Origin of the sequence: Glycomyces mayteni (assembly GCF_042428885.1) — a bacterium.
In the GTDB taxonomy this organism is placed as follows: Bacteria; Actinomycetota; Actinomycetes; order Mycobacteriales; family Micromonosporaceae; genus Glycomyces; species Glycomyces mayteni.
Window position 1 is genome coordinate 438914 of record NZ_JBHMBP010000003.1, and the last position, 16678, is coordinate 455591.

The 16678-nt window shown below is 70.4% G+C and carries 11 protein-coding genes, 1 tRNA gene and 1 pseudogene; 6 read left to right on the forward strand and 7 right to left on the reverse strand.

The window, feature by feature from the left end; genetic code table 11:
• Positions 1-34: 34 nt before the first annotated feature.
• From ACFFXY_RS14580 to cobA, 3 genes are all read right to left on the reverse strand, one after another.
• Positions 35-2662, reverse strand: a complete 2628-nt coding sequence (locus tag ACFFXY_RS14580) for a fibronectin type III domain-containing protein (RefSeq protein ID WP_382351672.1) — start codon at positions 2660-2662, stop codon at positions 35-37.
• Between the two features lie 349 nt (positions 2663-3011).
• The gene (locus tag ACFFXY_RS14585; RefSeq protein ID WP_382351675.1) at positions 3012-4103 is read right to left on the reverse strand and encodes a DUF1611 domain-containing protein; all 1092 of its coding nucleotides are present in this window, start codon (positions 4101-4103) and stop codon (positions 3012-3014) included.
• 228 nt (positions 4104-4331) lie between these two features.
• The gene (gene cobA, locus ACFFXY_RS14590; RefSeq protein WP_382351678.1) at positions 4332-5525 is read right to left on the reverse strand and encodes a uroporphyrinogen-III C-methyltransferase; all 1194 of its coding nucleotides are present in this window, start codon (positions 5523-5525) and stop codon (positions 4332-4334) included.
• A 220-nt stretch (positions 5526-5745) separates the two neighbouring features.
• On the opposite strand from cobA, the gene ACFFXY_RS14595 reads away from it, so the two are divergent.
• Positions 5746-7923: a transglycosylase domain-containing protein gene (locus ACFFXY_RS14595; protein WP_382351680.1), complete on the forward strand. Its 2178-nt coding sequence runs from the start codon at positions 5746-5748 to the stop codon at positions 7921-7923.
• 3 nt (positions 7924-7926) lie between these two features.
• Here the strand turns inward: ACFFXY_RS14595 and ACFFXY_RS14600 are convergent, their stop codons facing one another.
• Positions 7927-8703: an SURF1 family cytochrome oxidase biogenesis protein gene (locus tag ACFFXY_RS14600; protein ID WP_382351683.1), complete on the reverse strand. Its 777-nt coding sequence runs from the start codon at positions 8701-8703 to the stop codon at positions 7927-7929.
• Positions 8704-8739: 36 nt separating this feature from the next.
• On the opposite strand from ACFFXY_RS14600, the gene ACFFXY_RS14605 reads away from it, so the two are divergent.
• Positions 8740-10080 carry a dipeptidase gene (locus ACFFXY_RS14605; RefSeq protein ID WP_382351686.1) on the forward strand — a complete coding sequence of 447 codons (1341 nt, stop codon included), beginning with the start codon at positions 8740-8742 and terminating at the stop codon, positions 10078-10080.
• A gap of 53 nt (positions 10081-10133) precedes the next feature.
• Here ACFFXY_RS14605 and ACFFXY_RS14610 read toward each other — a convergent pair whose 3' ends face one another.
• Positions 10134-11138 (reverse strand): M48 family metallopeptidase, encoded by a 1005-nt coding sequence (locus ACFFXY_RS14610; RefSeq protein WP_382351689.1) that lies wholly within the window; start codon positions 11136-11138, stop codon positions 10134-10136.
• 419 nt (positions 11139-11557) lie between these two features.
• On the opposite strand from ACFFXY_RS14610, the gene ACFFXY_RS14615 reads away from it, so the two are divergent.
• Positions 11558-11631, forward strand: a tRNA-Arg gene (locus ACFFXY_RS14615).
• 3 nt (positions 11632-11634) lie between these two features.
• On the opposite strand, the gene ACFFXY_RS14620 is transcribed toward ACFFXY_RS14615, so the two are convergent.
• A complete protein-coding gene (locus ACFFXY_RS14620) occupies positions 11635-12111 on the reverse strand; it encodes an MgtC/SapB family protein (protein ID WP_382351692.1) in 477 nt (158 codons plus the stop codon).
• 42 nt (positions 12112-12153) lie between these two features.
• Positions 12154-13035 (reverse strand): N-acetyl-1-D-myo-inositol-2-amino-2-deoxy-alpha-D-glucopyranoside deacetylase, encoded by an 882-nt coding sequence (gene mshB / locus ACFFXY_RS14625; protein ID WP_382351695.1) that lies wholly within the window; start codon positions 13033-13035, stop codon positions 12154-12156.
• A gap of 168 nt (positions 13036-13203) precedes the next feature.
• Between mshB and sdhC the strand changes: the two genes are divergently transcribed.
• The 3 genes and pseudogenes from sdhC to ACFFXY_RS14640 form a co-directional block, all read left to right on the forward strand.
• Entirely contained in the window at positions 13204-14007 is an 804-nt protein-coding gene (gene sdhC, locus ACFFXY_RS14630) for a succinate dehydrogenase subunit SdhC (protein ID WP_382351698.1), read from the forward strand.
• 12 nt (positions 14008-14019) lie between these two features.
• Positions 14020-15912 carry a fumarate reductase/succinate dehydrogenase flavoprotein subunit gene (locus ACFFXY_RS14635; RefSeq protein WP_382351701.1) on the forward strand — a complete coding sequence of 631 codons (1893 nt, stop codon included), beginning with the start codon at positions 14020-14022 and terminating at the stop codon, positions 15910-15912.
• A pseudogene (locus tag ACFFXY_RS14640) lies at positions 15912-16667 on the forward strand (succinate dehydrogenase/fumarate reductase iron-sulfur subunit); the annotation flags it as partial. The gene ACFFXY_RS14635 and the pseudogene ACFFXY_RS14640, both read left to right, overlap by 1 nt.
• Positions 16668-16678 lie beyond the last annotated feature (11 nt).

Below are 16678 nucleotides of genomic sequence, written 5' to 3' on the forward strand. Positions count from 1 at the left end.
GGGTCTGCTCGGTGTCGTGCATTCATGTCTCCTGCTAGCACTCCGGGAGGTCCCCCGTGGAGTTCTTCCCGACCCCATCGATGTTGAACCAAATGAATGGAATGTACGCGTTGGAAGCGTAGTCGATCTTGATCCATTTGTTCGAGGCGTCTTTTCCGGGGTGGTAGTCGACGGCCTGGCCGCCCTCGGTGCCGCGCGGGGGGATGGTGTCGGGCCCGGTCGTCCAGCAGTACGCCTTGTAGCTGGTGGGGGTGTTCGTGGTGCCGAGCGAACTGCCGGACTGGTCGGGCTGCGGATATACACCGACGCCGTCGACCGAATCGCAGTAAGCGGTGTCGTAGCCCTCATCGCACCTGAAATAGACCTTGCCCGTGATGGTCGTGGTCGACGCGTTGTAGGTCGAGGAGGTCATGTTGCCGGCCGGGTTGGAGATCTTGATCTGGAAGCTGTAGCTGGTAGAGGCCTTCAGACCCGTCACGGCGTAGACGTCGGGACAGGACACGGTCTCCTGGGTGACGCCGTCGCTGAGCAGGGTGCACTGCGCGTCGCTGCTGCCGCCGTCGTCGATCGCCAGGGTCAAGTTGACCTGGTTGGCGAGCGACTCGTGGCTGGAGATCTGGACCGTTGGTGCGCTCATGGTGTTGGAGGTCGTGGTGGCGGGCTCGGACTGTCCGGCCTCGTTCACTGCGACCACCGAGACGTTGACCTGCTCGTTGTTGCCGAAGCCGGAGAGGCTCGCGGTGGTCCCGCTGGTGACCTCTTGGGTCTGCGATCCGGCGGTGACGATGTACTTCTCGATGTTGCGGCCGTTGTTGGACGGCTGGCTCCATGAGACGTCGATCGTTCCGGCCGCCGAGCCCGAGCTCTGGGCGAGGAGGTCGCCCGGAGCGTCCGGGACGTTGAACGGAACGACAGTGGCCGACAGCTCCGAGGGAGCCGAAGCCGCGGCCCCCGAAAGGGTCGTCACCTGGAACGCGTACTGGGTCCCGTAGTCGAGAGTCCCCGCAGCGGTCTTCAGCTCGGTCCCGTTGGCCTGGCCGACCACGGTCCGCTCGCCCGTGCCCGACACGGACTCGACCTGGTAGCCGGAGATGTCGTTGCCCTGGCCGTCGGCCTCGTCCCACTTCACGGTGACCGTGCCGTCCGGGTTCGCGGTGGCCTCGACGCCGCTCGGGGCGCCGGGGACCTCTGCCGAAGGCGTGATGGTCGGGGAGGTGACGGTGTCGCCGGCGCCTTCGGCGTTGTGGGCGGTCACGGTGAACGTGTAGCCCTGGCCGTTGTCGAGGTCGCCGATTTCGATGACGCGCTGACTGGGTGCGATCTCCCAGGTCTGGCCCGCGCCTTCGACCACGTACTTGGTGAGGGCGGAGCCGTTGTTGGGGGCGGCGTCCCAGGAGAGGTTGATGGTGCCGTCGCCGACGGTGCCGTCGAGGTTGGTGACGGCGCCGGGCGGGCCGATCTCGGGGGCGGACTCCTCGTCGCCGTTCTCGTCGCCTTCGTCGCCGCCGTCGTCCTCTTCGGTGGGCGGGGCGTCGCCGCCGAGGATGTCGTCGCGGTTCTTGGGGGCGAGGGCGGCCACGCCGTCGGCGGAGACGACCACGGCGGCGTTCGTGTTGACCGCGTTGGCGAACAGCGTGTCGCCGGTGTGGTAGAGCTCGACGGGGCCGCCGCCGGAGTCGATCTCGATGCGCTGGAGCTCGTTGCCGTCGAGGTCGTAGACCCAGACGAGGCCGGAGGTCCCGTCGGGCACGTAGATGCGCTCGTGGAACTCGACGGAGGCGCCGAGGAGTTCGGAGGACCCGGCTCCGATGGCGAAGCTGCGGGTCTGGTCGTCGTCCACGGTGACGATCGAGGGCGGGTCGGTGACGGTGACCGAGGCGATGGTGCCGGGGCTGGTCACGGCGGTCTCGGTGGGTCCGGCGAGTTCGATGGGGGTGACGGCGCGGCGGCCGTCGGTGCGGATGGTCGTCATCTCCTTGGCGGTGGAGTTGAGGACCGCGACGCCGTCGCCGAGGACGGTGAGCGCGAGCTCCTGGCGCGGCTGGGCGACGACCTCGGTCGAAGCGGTCCTGGCGCCGGAGTCCTGCGGCTCGATCTGGACGATGGTGCCTTCGCGGGGGACGCCGACCCACAGCATCCCGTCGCCGTCGAAGGCGCCGCCGGTGAGCCCGGCCGGGAACTGGAGGGGGTCCCCGATCGCGGAGAGCGTCTGGGGGTCCACCTGGTTGACCAGGCCCTGCGTCTGGTCGATGATGAACGCGCCCTCGTCGGAGAGGGCGACGCGCACGCCTTCGCCGGGGGCGGTCTCGGCGTTGCCGGTGACTTCGAGGGTGGAGAGGTCGATCGCGGAGACCTTGCCGGTGGCGATTTCGCGCAGCAGCAGGTGGGAGTCGGTCTGCTCGATCTGGACGGCGTTGCCCGCGGCGTCGGTGATGTCGAGGCGCACGTCGGTGGCGGCGGTGAGGCCGTTGACGCGGGCGATCTCGCCGAGTGGGGTGGTCCAGAGCCAGAGGCTGGCGTCCTCGCCCTCGTTCTCGCGGCTGAACGCGCCGGTGCCCAGGAGCGTGGCGACGAGCGCGCCCACGAGGACCACCGGGAGGCCTACGGCGATGAGCAGCCCCTTGACGTTGAGTCTTCGGGCGTCGACGTTCCGAGTGGTCATAGGGGGGTTTCCTCTGCGCTTCTGGTGCAAGTCGGCGGCTCGCTGGCCTGCGCGGGTCTCACGCGGGCGGGGTGCGGTCAGGGAAGGCGCACGAACCCGAGCCTAATTCGCGGGTGCAACTAGGACTAGGCTGCCATTGTCACAAGACGGTATCGGTCTCGGGTATCCCCAAGTGACACAAGCCGGTCAGGTTACCCGCACGTAGCGGAAGGCCCCGGGGCACAGAGGTGGCGGTGCGCCTCGCGCACCGCCCGTCGGGTTCCTGCGGTTCAGTTGTCTCTCGCCGAGGCGGCGCATCTGCTGCTGCGCCGCCGTCGGTCCTGCCGGAGTAGTAGGTGCAAGTGGTGGGTCAGGCGGCCTCGCCGAGTTCGAGGACGCCCGCGCGCCGCGCCCGCGAGACGCCGGCCATCGCGAGGATCTCCGCGGCCACTTCGGGCGCGGCGAGCTCGTTCGGCGTGTACACCGGAGCGTCCATGCCCGCGACGGCTTCGCGGATGGCGAGCTGGGACTGGGTGAGGCGCCCGGAGGCGGCGATCACCGGGAGGCCGAGCGCGCGCAGGTGCTGGGCGCCGTAGCGGGCCCCGGCGGCGTCGGCGGCGGCGAGGACGACGCCGTCGACGAGTTCGCGCACGAGCGGGAACTCCAGGAGCGCCGAGGTCTCGGACTGGAGGATGCCGTCGGCGATCTCCATGACCACGGCGTCGACGTCGTGCGCGGCGGCGTGGTGGTAGAGCGTCTGGGCCAGCTCGGCGAGTTCGGGAACGGGGACGCCCGCGGTCGTCGGGTAGCCGCCGTCGGTGAAGTCGGCGGCGACCACGGCGCCGGAGTCGCGGAACATCCACGGGTCGCCGCCCGCGCCGGTCCCGGTGATCTTGATGCCCGCGACGCGGCGGCCGGAGCGGGACAGGCCCCGGATCACGGACGCGGCGGTCGTGGACTTCCCGGCGTTCATCGAGGTCCCGACGACGCACACCACCGGCGGGTGGTCGCCCAGGCCGAACGGGGCGAGCACGCTGAAGCGGCGCAGGTCGACGGGGGTGCCTTCGCGGTCGGCGAGGATGCCGATGGGCTCCAGGCGGGTCGGCGGGCGCATGTCGCCGTGCCGGGAGAGGACCTCCCCGGCGACGCCGCCCGCGGCGACGAGGTCCACGGACGTGCCGAGGACATCGGGGATGCGGGACTCGTACTGGTCGGGGGCGTAGCGCTCGCCGAAGGCCAGGAGGATCTCGTCCCCGGGGTAGATCGCGGCCTTGCGGCCGGTGGAGAGTTCGAGCCAGTTGTGGTGCCCGATGGCGTCGACCCGGGCGGCCAGGATATGGCCGGCGCGGGGGGCGCATTCGTCCACCAGGGTCAGTCCGGGCAGCGTCAGGTCGACGTTGCGGACCGCGTACGCGACTTTGAGCCGCGAAGCGAGCTCGGCAGGGAACTCACGAATGCGCATGCACACTCCAAAGAGGACAAAAAGGGTGAGCGAGAGACCCCGCTCATTTGGAAGTACACCAGTGGTCCAAGACCTGGCCACGGTGGCAGACACGGCGATCGCCGCGCTGTTGATGGACGAATATTACGGCCTGGGTTCAGGCTTGTAAAGGGTGGATTAGGTAAAACTGCGGCGGCGCCGAAGTGACACTTCGACGCCGCCGGAAAACCGGGTCCTAGCTGGGAGAACTCACAGCGTGCGGCCGCGCGCGGCGACCGCCCCGATGACGATGACGGACGGGTGGTGCGCTTCGGTGACGCCGAGGTCGGACAATTCGCATTCGCGGACCGTCTGGTTCTTGGTGGTGGCGTTCTCGACGATCCGCACCGGGGTGTCCCCGGGCCGCCCGCCGTCCATGAGCGCGGCCGCGATGGCGGCGCGGTTCTTGACGGCCATGAGGAGGACGACGGTGCCGTTGCCCGCGCCGAGGGCGTGCCAGTCGACGAGGCTCTGCGGGCCGGGCGGGACGTGCCCGGTGGCGACGGTGAAGTCGTGGACGACGCCGCGCTCGGTCACGGGGATGCCCGCGGCGGCGGGCCCGGCGATCGAGGAGGACAGGCCCGGGACGACCTCCACGGGCACGCCCGCGTCGAGGCACGCGTCCAGTTCCTCCGCGCCGCGGCCGAACACGAAGCCGTCGCCGCCCTTGAGGCGGACCACGAACTTCCCTTCGCGGGCGCGCTCGACCATGACGGCGTTGATCTGCTCCTGGGTGGTGTGGCGCCCGTAGGGGAGCTTCGCGGCGTCCACGATCTCGACGTCGTCGCCGAGCATGTCGAGGAGCTCCTGCGGGGCGAGGCGGTCGGAGACGACCACTTCGGCCTGGCGGAGCAGTTCGAGGCCGCGGAGGGTGATGAGGTCGGCGTCGCCGGGGCCCGCGCCGACGAGGGCGACGCCCGCGGGCCGGGTGCGGCGGGAGCGCGGGGCGTCGAAGTCGCCCGCGTGCAGGGCCGCGCTGATCGCGTCGCGGACAGCGGCGGCGCGGCGGGGGTCGCCGGAGGCGGAGACGGCGACGCTGACGCCGTCGAAGGCGGCGCGCGCGAGCGTCCACGCGTCGGAGGCCTCGGCGTCGTCGCTGCGGACGCACCACGTGCGCAGGTCCTCGGCCTCGGCGGCGACGGCGGCGTTCACGGCGGGGTCGTCGGTCGCGGCGAGCACGAACCAGGCGTCGTCGCCGTCGCCCGCGCGCCAGCCGCGCCGCTCCCACTGGAGCGCGCCGGAGGCGGCGAGGTCGGAGAGGGTGGTGGTGGCCTCGGGGGCGACGAGGCGGACGCGGGCGCCCGCGTCGAGCAGCCGGGGCACGCGGCGCCCGGCGATCGTGCCGCCGCCGACGACGAGCACGGTCTTGCCCTCCAGCCGCAGGCCGACTTCGTAGACCGACACGCGCGTCTCCTCCGCTGATCCGATGAGTCCTCGACAAGGGTAGGCAGGTTTCGTCGCGGGCATCTAACCGGCGGATTGCAAGCCTGTTACGCACGACTCCCGTGACGGGTCGGCCTGGAGTGATGCGAGTCCGGTTTGCGTTTCGTGCCTTGATGAAAGCGATACCGACCCTCGTGAGGATTTTCACCTTGACGTGATCCGTGTGCCCTAGGCTGGATATATGCGCGATCGACCCCGCCAGCACCGTGTGCCCGGACTGTCCGCACTCGGGAGCGACCGACCAGGACCGCCCGCCGAAGGGGTGTACGCCCTGCTGCGCACCAGCGTCCTCGCCGGCCTCGCGATAGCGGCCCTGCTGTTCCCGCTGGTGGCGATGGCCGGGCTGAGCGCGAAGGCCGGGTTCAACGCGATCGACACCCTGTCGGTCGAGGTGACCGAGACCGACCCGCCGCTGACGTCCTATGTGTACGCCGCGGACGGCGAGACGCTCATCTCGCTGTTCTACGACGAGTTCCGCCGCCACGTCACGCTCGACGAGGTCGCGCCCGTCATGCAGCAGGCGATGGTCGCGGCCGAGGACTCGCGGTTCTACTCCCACAACGGGGTCGACTACCGCGGCATCGTGCGCGCGTTCGTCGCGAACAACTCCTCGGGCGGGGTCGAGCAGGGCGCCTCGACGATCACCATGCAGTACGTGCGCGGCGCGCTCCAGCTCAACGCCGACTCGATCGACGAGGTCATCGCCGCAACCGAGCAGACCGCGACCCGCAAGCTCACCGAGGCGCGGCTCGCGATGGCCGTCGAGGAGCAGCTGTCGAAGGACGAGATCCTGGAGCGGTACCTCAACCAGGCGTACTTCGGGCACAACGCGTACGGGATCTTCGCGGCCTCCCAGGTGTACTTCTCCAAGCACCCCTCGGAGCTGAACCTCCAGGAGGCGGCCACGCTCGCCGGGCTCGTGCAGGCGCCCTCGGCGTACGACCCGATCGTGTCGGACCAGACCGACGCGCTCGCGCGCCGCAACTGGGTGCTCGACCGGATGATCGACATCGACTACCTCTCGCGCGGCGACGCGTCGGAGGTGCGAGGCCTGCCGATCGAGCTGGAGGTCTCCGACCCGCCGAACTCGTGCATCGGCGTGGAGGGCACCACTTCGGAGTACGGGTTCTTCTGCGACTACTTCCGCCGCTGGTGGCGCGAGCAGGACGCCTTCGGGGCGACCCCGGCCGAGCGCGAGCAGGAGCTGCGCCGCGGCGGGTACACGATCATCACGACGCTCGACCCGGACCTCCAGAAGCTCGCCAACGACACCGTGACGAAGCAGAAGGGCGAGGACTCCAAGCTCGCGCACGGCGCGGTCCTCATGGAGCCGGGGACGGGGCGGATCAAGGCCCTGGGCCTGAACCGCACGTTCTCGTACGACCAGAGCCACAACGGGCCGCACTCGAACCCGTCGTTCGACCGCAAGGGCAACTACCCGAACACGGTGAACCCCGTGCTGGGCGGGGGTGAGACCGGCGGGTACCAGGCCGGGTCGACGTTCAAGGTCTTCACGATGCTCGCGGCGCTCGACGCGGGCTACCCGCTCGACTACAACATCTACTCGCCCAACCAGGTGAGAACGAGTTTCGTGTCGGCGACGACGGCGTGCGGCGGGAACTGGTGCCCGAAGAACAGCTCGGCCGCGATGGCGGGCGACCGCGACATGTGGTCGGGCTTCGGGATGTCGGTGAACACGTACTTCGCGCAGCTCATCGACCGGGTGGGCGCGGACAAGGCCGTGGAGATGGCCGAGCGGATGGGCCTGCACTGGCGCAGCGAGGGCGACGCGTACTACGCGTCGGAGGAGCGTCGCTCGGGCTGGGGGCCGTTCACGCTGGGCGTCTCGGACGTGCAGCCCATCGAGATGACGAACGTGTTCAACACGCTCGCCGCCGAGGGGAACTACTGCGAGCCGATCCCGGCGCTGCGGATCATCGACCCGAACGGCCAGGAGCTGGACACGGCGGCACCGCGGTGCCACCAGGAGCTCGACAAGGACGTCGCGCGGGCGGCGACCGACGCGGGCCGGTGCGTCACCGAGACCGCGCGGCGCGGCGCGCAGTGCGGGTCGTGGGGCACCTCCCCGGTCGTCGGGAACCTCGCCGGCCGCCCGGTCGCGGGCAAGTCCGGCACGACCGACAACAACCGCACCTCGTGGTTCCTGGGGTACACGCCGCAGTTGACGGTGGGGGCGTTCATGGCCGACCCGGACTACATCTTCAACGCGGTGGGGACGGCGAACGCCACGAAGTCGAAGGAGACGGTGGGGACGATCTTCAAGGAGGCCCTGGACGGGGAGCCGGTGATCGACTTCAAGGCGCCGTCGCGGGAGATACAGTACGATGGCAAAGATTAGACGCTAAAGGGATTCGGCCGCTTCCGCTTCGGAGGCGGCCGTTTCGCCGCCCGCGGCGGCCTCGTCGAGGTCCTTGCGCTCGCGGCGCACCAGGGTCGCCCAGCCGAGCGGGACGAGCGCGGCGAACAGGGCCCACTGCACGGCGTACGAGTAGTTCTGCCAGTCCTTGAACGTGGGGGTCTCCAGGCGGGTGAGGCCCTCGACCGGCTCGATGTCGGCGATCCACGCGGAGCGGAACTCGTAGTCGTAGTAGGAGCCGAGCATGTCGAGGCTCAGGCGCCGCGACTCCAGATGCCCGTCGACCTCGGTGACCCCGCCGGAGGCCTCCTCGTACTCGTAGACGCGGCCGGTGACGGTGACCTCGCCGGTGGGGGCGGCCGGGTAGTCGGGGACGGTCCCGGTGTTCTCGGAGGGCACGAACCCGCGGTCGACGAGGACGGCGGTGCCGTCGGCGAGGACGAGCGGGGTGACGATCTCGAAGCCGTTGAGGCTGTCGTTCGTCTGGGCGCGCAGCACGACCTCCTGGTCGGCGTCGTACACGCCGGTGGCCTCCACGAGCGTCCACCGCTGATCGGGGTCGAGGCCCTCGGCGGCGGGGAGCGTGTCGTCGATCGGCTGCGACTCGGTGCTGGTCTCGATGACCTCGTTCGCGGCCGCCCGCTGCACGGCCCGGCCCCACTGCCACTGGGAGAGCAGGGCGCAGACGACCATCACGATCACGCCCGCGAGCGTCAGGAGGAGCCAGCGGGGCGTGAACACGAACCGGTATCGCTGCAACACGCCGCTTACTCTAGACCCGACCTAGAATTGCGCCCCATGAGCGATGTAGTGAATGCGGTGCGCGCCGCCCTCCCGGGGGTCCGCGCCGATCTGGAGGCCCTCGTCAAGATCCCGGCGATCGCCTTCGACGGACTCGACCACGAGCCGGTCCGGCAGGGTGCGGACGCCGTCCAGCGCCTCCTCGACGAGGCGGGCGCGGCCGAGTCGCGGCAGCTCGCGCACGGCGGCGGGCAGCCGAGCGTGTACGCGCACTTCCCGGCGCCCGAGGGGCAGCCGACGGTGCTGCTGTACGCGCACCAGGACGTGCAGCCGGTCGGCGACCTCGCGAAGTGGGTGCAGGACGACCCGTTCACGGTGGTCGAGAAGGACGGGCGCCTGTACGGGCGGGGCGTCGCCGACGACAAGGCCGGGGTCATGGCGCACGTCGCGGCGCTGCGCGCGCACGGCGGGCGGCCGCCGGTGGGCGTGAAGCTCCTCATCGAGGGCGAGGAGGAGTTCGGCTCCCCCACGCTCGAAGGGCTCATCCGCGACAACCAGGACCTGCTCGCCGCCGACGTCGTCGTCATCGCCGACTCCACGAACTGGCGCACGGAGGTCCCGGCGCTGACCACGACGCTCCGCGGGGTCATCAACGTGTACGTCGAGGTCGCGGTGCTCAACGTCGCGGTCCACTCGGGCGTATTCGGCGGGCCCGTCCCCGACGCGCTGACGGCGCTGGCGCGGCTGGTCGCGACGCTGCACGACGACGCGGGCGACGTCGCGGTGGAAGGCCTGGTCTCGGGCCCGTCGGCGGCGCTCGACTACGACGAGGCGGCGCTGCGCCACGAGGCGGGGCTGCTGCCGGGGACCGAGTTCATCGGGACGGGGCGGCTCACCGAGCGGCTGTGGACGAAGCCGACGGCGACGGTGCTGGGGATCGACGCGCCGGGCGCGGCGGAGTCGGCGAACGCGTTGCAGCCCAGCGCCCGCGCGAAGGTCTCGTTCCGCCTCGCCCCCGGCGACTCCGCGGAGAGCGCCCTGAAGGCGGTGCGCGCGCACGTGGAGGCGAACGCCCCGTGGGGCGCGCAGGTCACCGTCACTCCTGAAGGGGGCCTGGGGGACCCGTGCGCGATCGACGCGACGGGCCCGGCGTTCGACGCCGCCCGGGAAGCGTTCGCGGAGGCGTGGGACGGCACCGAGCCGGTCGAGATCGGCATCGGCGGCTCGATCCCGATGATCGCGACGTTCCAGGAGCTGTACCCCGAGGCCGCGATCCTGGTGACGGGCGTGGAGGACCAGTACTCGAACCCGCACGGCCCGAACGAGTCGCTCGACATCAAAATGTTCGAACGGGTCTGCACGGCCGAGGCGCTCCTGCTGGAGAAGCTCAAGCGCTGAGAGCAGACGGTGAACGGGCCCGGTCGGATGACCGGGCCCGTTCACCGTTCGTTCTAGAGGCCGTCGCGGAACTTTCGCAGGAGCTTCGCGAGCGGGTCGCCGGAGGTCTCGAAGAGGTCCTTGTAGGACTTCGCGGCGGCCTTGGCCTCGGCGGAGATCGAGGCGTCGCCGTCCTCGTCGCGGCGCGGGTAGGACCCGGCGAGGTACTCGCGGTACTCGCCCTCGTCGATCCAGGTCTTGACGGCGGCGGCGCGGGCGACGGCGAAGTCGTGGCTGCGCTGCTCCAGCAGGATGAGCTTGAGGAAGCTGTCGCGCAGGTCGCCGCCGGTCTCGAACTCCTTGGCCTGCTCCAGGAACGCCGCGGTGTCGACGTCGTGGAGGTCGCCGCCGCCGGCCAGCTTCGCCATGACGCGGATCGCGGCGGCCGGGTCCTGGACGGCGAGGGCCCCGGCCCGGTCGGCCGACAGCTCGGCCTTGCGGCTCCACTCGTAGAGCCCGGCGGTGATGACCCGCAGGCCCACGACGCCGACGGGGATCCACGCGACCGAGGTGGTCAGGCGCAGCAGGACCATGAGGAGCGTGCGGTACAGGCCGTGCCCGGAGAGGGCGTGGCCGAGCTCGTGCGCGAGGAGGAACCGCAGCTCGGCCTCGTCGAGGAGGTCGAGGGACCCGGAGTTGATGACGATGACCGGCTTGTCGATGCCGATGCACATGCCGCCGAGGTCGGGGTTGCGGGTGATGTACAGGTCGGGGAGGTCGGCGGCGTCGAGGACCGCGCCGACGGAGAGGTACGCGTCGTGGACGCGGGAGTACTGGTGGCGGTCGACCTTGATCGCGGAGCCCATGAGGCTCAAGCGGAGTGTGCGCTCGGAGATCATGCTGGAGAGCTTGCGCAGGACGATGTCGAAGCCGCGGAGCTCGCGCAGCGCGACCAGGGCGCCGCGGTCGGCGGGGTGCTCCCAGGCCCGGGTCGATATGCCGCGCAAGATGACCGGTTCGCGCCCGTTCTCACGCGGTTCGATCGGGGCGTCCTCGGCCGGTTGACGCTCGTCGCTCATGCCCGCTCCTCACAGTCGGCTCTCCCGCAAGTGTGGCACGGCTGCGCCAGGGGCGGCCCGCGGCGAACTCGGGGGGCCGCGGGAGGCCCGAACGCGCACGCTCCGTGCTCGTTCCGTGCGTGCCTGATTTCACCCAGGGTGTCCAATAGGGCCGCACGCAGTGAGGACGCATAGCGGGCATTGCCGCCCACTTAGGGCAAGATAACGAATCGGTGTCAACACGCCGCGCGCCGCTTGACACTTGAGCGCTCAAGGACTACTCATTGATGTGGGTCAGCAATTCCGGGGCGTCGTGGAGAATCGTTTGGGGTGTTCTCACGACGCCCCGTATCCGTGCCCGCTCACCCGCCCCGTTCCCCCGCGAAGGCCCGGCCCCGGGTATTCTTACCGCTGGCGCGGCGCCGTGTGCTCCCCGCCGTGCCTCAGTAGCTCAGCTGGATAGAGCACCGGACTTCTAATCCGATGGTCGCAGGTTCGAATCCTGCCTGGGGCGCGCTCACCCCCCGCCGTCACCGGGCTTCTTCGGCCGCTCGGGGCGCACGTGCTTGGCGAGCCAGTCCTCCACCGGCGCGAGTCCCGCGACCACGAGCAGGTGCATGACGGCGACGGCGACCGCGATCCAGTACAGCCCGGCGGCGCACGCGACCGCGATCGCGGTGACCGACCAGATCGAGGCGGCGGTGGTCATGCCGTACACGAGGTTGCGGTGGAAGAAGATGACGCCCGCGCCGAGGAAGCCCACGCCCGTGACGACCTGCGCGGCGATGCGCGCGGGGTCGACGCCGGGGGTGCCGGGCTCGATGCCGCCGAAGCCGTAGCGGCCGGCGAGCACGAACAGGGCCGCGCCGACGGCGATGAGCGCGTGGGTGCGCATCCCGGCGGGCTTGCCCTGCCATTCGCGTTCGGCGCCGACCAGGATGCCGAGGACCAGGGCGAGGGCGACCGGTCCGAGCTGGTTCAGGAAGTCGTCCATGGCATCCCGGATACCCCGCGGGGGCCCGCGCGAACCGCGGCGCTACGCCAGGAGGTCGGACTCCCAGCCGTTCGGACCCTCGCCGGGGCCCTGCTCGCCCTTCACCAGGATGTAGTGCTCGGCGGCGACCGCGCCGTCCCCGAGCTTGTCGCCGAGGACGTCGAGCCAGTCGCCGGGGGCGATCTGCGTCGCGTACGCGGCCATGGCCTCGCGCTTCTGCTCCGCGGCGGTCGGCCCGGCCGTGACGCACGCGTGGATCTCGTCGTCGCGGGACCCGAACGGGAGGTCGTCCACGGACGCGGCGTCGGCGAACGGGTTGTCGCTGGCGCCCGCGAAGGCCGCGAACTGGGCCTCGACGACGGCGCGGGGGACGGTCGTCCAGTAGATCTTGCGGACCTCGTGGGCCTCCCCCAGATCGGGGCGCCACGCGGGGTCGGCCGCCAGGTCGGCGGCCCGCATCGCAACGCGGTGGGCCTGGATGTGGTCGGGGTGGCCGTAGAACCCGACGGGGTCGTAGGTGACGAGCACTTCGGGCCGCCGGTCGCGCACGACCGCGACGAGGTCGGCGGCCGCGTCCTCGACATCGGCGCCCCAGAACGCCCGCGGGTGCCCGTTCGAGGGCAGGCCCGCCATCCCCGAGTCGCGCCAGCGCCCGACGCCGCCGAGGAAGTGCGTGTCCTCCACGCCGAGCGCAGCAGTGGCCCGGCGGTACTCCCAGTAGCGGTAGCCGCCGAGCTGGTCGGCCTGGTCCGCGGCGAGCTGCGCGAGGTGCGGGACGCGGACCTCGCCCTCCTCGCCGAGGGTGCAGGTGACGACGGTGAGGTGCACGTCGGGGCGGGCGGCGTAGTGGGCGAGGGTCGATCCGGTGGAGACGGTCTCGTCGTCGGGGTGGGCGTGGACGAACAGGATCCCGTGTGCGCTCATGGGCCCAAGCCTATCGGCGCGAGCGTCGGGCCGGCTGCTCATGCGCCCCACAAGACGCGTCGGGGCCTCAAATGAAACTTTGCAATCTACAGCCCCAGTAAGAGAAAAGCTCGTAATTGTGATGTACCCCATGGACTTACGTCACAGGTTCAGGGATATCCTGCGCTGATGACCACGACCGAAGACAGCGCCGTCTCGTCACCGCGGGCCGCGATCAAGGCGCGGAACCTGCGGACCGACAACTGGCGGCGCGGCCCGATCCTGACGGTTCTCGGCATCACCGCCTGGGTCGCCTACGCGACCTTCCGCGTCTTCTACCAAGGCGACTACTGGGTCGCCGACTACCACTACCTGACGCCGTTCTACTCCCCGTGCGTCTCCACCGGCTGCGTCCCCGAGGCCGCCCACTTCGGACGGTTCCTCCCCGACCACCCGCTGATCCCCTACGCCGCCCTGAGCCTGCCGTTCCTGCTGGCGTTCCGGCTGACCTGCTACTACTACCGGAAGGCGTACTACCGGTCGTTCTGGCTGTCGCCGCCCGCGTGCGCCGTCCCCGACGGGCACACGAGCTACAGCGGCGAGACCCGCTTCCCGCTCATCATGCAGAACTTCCACCGGTACTTCTTCTACGCCGCGTTCCTCATCTCCGTCGTCAACACCTGGGACGCGATCCTCGCGCTCCACTCCCCCGACGGGTTCGGCCTCGGACTGGGGAACCTGGTGCTGTGGGCCAACGTGGTCCTGCTGTGGTGCTACACGCTCGGGTGCCACTCGTGCCGCCACGTCATGGGCGGGCGCCTCAAGCACTTCTCCAAGCACCCGGTCCGGTACCGGTTCTGGACGCTCTCCAGCGCCCTCAACGCCCGCCACATGATGTGGGCGTGGATCACGCTGGCGTCCCTGGCGCTCACGGACTTCTACGTCATGGCCGTGGCCGCCGGGTGGATCACCGACCTCCGGTTCATCGGGTAAAGAGGAGCACGCATGAGCAGCAACGACCTCAACGACGTCGAGCACCTCGCCTGCGACGTCCTCGTCATCGGCGCGGGCGGCGCCGGCCTCCGCGCGGCCGTCGAGGCCCGCCTGGCCGGCAAGACCGTCATCGTCATCTCCAAGTCCCTGTTCGGCAAGGCGCACACCGTCATGGCCGAGGGCGGCGCGGCCGCCGCCATGGGCAACGTCAACGCCAACGACAACTGGCAGGTCCACTTCCGCGACACCATGCGCGGCGGCAAGTTCCTCAACAACTACCGGATGGCCGAGATCCACGCCCAGGAGGCGCCCGACCGGATCTGGGAGCTGGAAACCTACGGCGCCCTGTTCGACCGCACCCCCGACGGGAAGATCAGCCAGCGCAACTTCGGCGGCCACGAGTACCCGCGCCTCGCCCACGTCGGCGACCGCACCGGCCTCGAACTCATCCGCACCCTCCAGCAGAAGCTCGTCTCGCTCCAGCAGGACGACGAGGCCGCCGGGGAGGGCGAGGCGAAGCTCCAGGTCATCGACGAGACGACCATCACCGAGCTGTTCATCGAGCAGGGCAAGGTGAAAGGCGCGTTCGGGTACCGACGCGGCACGGGGCGCTTCATGGCGATCGCCGCTCCCGCGATCGTCCTCGCCACGGGCGGGATCGGCCGGTCGTTCAAGGTCACGTCGAACTCGTGGGAGTACACCGGCGACGGGCACGCGCTGGCGCTGCGGGCCGGGGCGAGCCTGATCAACATGGAGTTCATCCAGTTCCACCCGACGGGGATGGTGTGGCCGCCTTCGGTGCGCGGCATCCTCGTGACGGAGTCGGTGCGCGGCGACGGCGGCGTGCTGAAGAACTCCGAGGGCGAGCGGTTCATGTTCAATTACATCCCCGAGGTGTTCAAGGCGCAGTACGCCGACAACCCCGAGGAGGGCGACCGCTGGTACACCGACCCGGACAGCAACCGGCGCCCGCCGGAGCTGCTGCCGCGCGACGAGGTGGCGCGGGCGATCAACTCGGAGGTGAAGGCGGGCAGGGGCACCGAGCACGGCGGGGTGTTCCTGGACATCGCGTCGCGGCGCAGCGCCGAGTACATCACCGAGCGGCTGCCGTCCATGTACCACCAGTTCAAGGAGCTGGCCGATGTGGACATCACCTCGGAGCCGATGGAGGTGGGCCCGACCTGCCACTACATCATGGGCGGCATCGAGGTCGACCCGGAGACGGCGTCGTCGAAGGTGACGGGGCTGTACGCGGCCGGGGAGGTCTCGGGCGGCATGCACGGCTCGAACCGGCTGGGCGGCAACTCGCTGTCGGACCTGCTGGTGTTCGGCAAGCGCGCCGGCGAGTTCGCGGCGGAGCACGCGACGGCCACGGAGGCGCCGAAGCTGACCGACGAGGAGATCGCGGCGGCGCAGACGGAGGCCTTGCGGCCATTCGGGAACGACGGGGAGAACCCGTACGAGCTCCAGGCGGCGCTCCAGGCGATCAACGGGCGGCTGGTGGGGATCATCCGCAAGGCCCCGGAGCTGGAGGAGGCCCTCGCCGAGCTGGAGGCGCTGAAGCCGCGGATCGACAACGTCACGGCGGTGGGCGGTCGCGCCTACAACCCGGGCTGGCACCTGGCGCTGGACCTGCGGAACATGTTCGTCTGCTCGGTGGCGACGGCGAAGGCCGCGCTGGAGCGGGACGAGTCGCGCGGCGGGCACACCCGCGAGGACGCTCCGGGCATGGACCCGGAGTGGCGCCGGGTCAACCTGGTGGCCGCGCTCGACGGCGGCGAGGTGTCGCTGACGCGGCAGGACGTGCCGTCGATGACCCCTGAGCTGCTGGGGCTCTTCGACACCAGTGAGCTCGCGAAGTACATGACCCCCGGGGAATACCGGACGGAAGCGGAGGACGCCTGATGAGCACGAGGACCTTCCGGGTGTGGCGGGGCGACGCCGAGGGCGGCGACTTCGCCGAGTTCGACGTCGCCGTGAACGAGGGCGAGGTCGTCCTCGACGTGGTGCACCGCATCCAGGCGGAGCAGGCGCCGGACCTGGCGGTGCGGTGGAACTGCAAGGCGGGCAAGTGCGGCTCGTGCTCGGCCGAGGTGAACGGGATGCCGCGGCTGATGTGCATGACGCGCATGAACGTCTTCGAGGAGGGCGAGCCGGTGACGATCACGCCGCTGCGCACGTTCCCGGTGGTGCGCGACCTCGTCACGGACGTGTCGTTCAACTACGAGAAGGCGCGGCAGATGCCGCAGTTCGCGCCGCCCGCGGACCTGAAGCCGGGCGAGTACCGGATGCAGCAGGTCGACGTGGAGCGGAGCCAGGAGTTCCGCAAGTGCATCGAGTGCTTCCTGTGCCAGAACACCTGCCACGTGGTGCGCGACCACGAGGAGAACAAGCCGCCGTTCTCGGGCCCGCGCATGTTCATCCGCGCGGCCGAGCTCGACATGCACCCCCTGGACGCGCGCGACGACCGGCGCGAGGCGGCGCAGGACGAGCAGGGCCTGGGGTACTGCAACATCACGAAGTGCTGCACGGAGGTGTGCCCGGAGCACATCAAGATCACCGACAACGCGATCATCCCGATGAAGGAGCGCGTCGCCGGGGACCGGTACGACCCGCTGGTGTGGCTGGGCCGCAAGATCTTCCGCAAGGACAGGAGGCCCGCTTAGGCGGA

Excerpts from the sequence above, each read along its gene's own strand:
- ACFFXY_RS14585 (WP_382351675.1), bottom strand. The coding sequence starts at position 4,103 with ATGCGCATTCGTGAGTTCCCTGCCGAGCTCGCTTCGCGGCTCAAAGTC.
- ACFFXY_RS14580 (WP_382351672.1), bottom strand. The coding sequence starts at position 2,662 with ATGACCACTCGGAACGTCGACGCCCGAAGACTCAACGTCAAGGGGCTG.
- ACFFXY_RS14610 (WP_382351689.1), bottom strand. The coding sequence starts at position 11,138 with ATGAGCGACGAGCGTCAACCGGCCGAGGACGCCCCGATCGAACCGCGT.
- ACFFXY_RS14595 (WP_382351680.1), top strand. The coding sequence starts at position 5,746 with ATGCGCGATCGACCCCGCCAGCACCGTGTGCCCGGACTGTCCGCACTC.
- ACFFXY_RS14605 (WP_382351686.1), top strand. The coding sequence starts at position 8,740 with ATGAGCGATGTAGTGAATGCGGTGCGCGCCGCCCTCCCGGGGGTCCGC.
- ACFFXY_RS14635 (WP_382351701.1), top strand. The coding sequence starts at position 14,020 with ATGAGCAGCAACGACCTCAACGACGTCGAGCACCTCGCCTGCGACGTC.
- sdhC (WP_382351698.1), top strand. The coding sequence starts at position 13,204 with ATGACCACGACCGAAGACAGCGCCGTCTCGTCACCGCGGGCCGCGATC.
- ACFFXY_RS14620 (WP_382351692.1), bottom strand. The coding sequence starts at position 12,111 with ATGGACGACTTCCTGAACCAGCTCGGACCGGTCGCCCTCGCCCTGGTC.
- mshB (WP_382351695.1), bottom strand. The coding sequence starts at position 13,035 with ATGAGCGCACACGGGATCCTGTTCGTCCACGCCCACCCCGACGACGAG.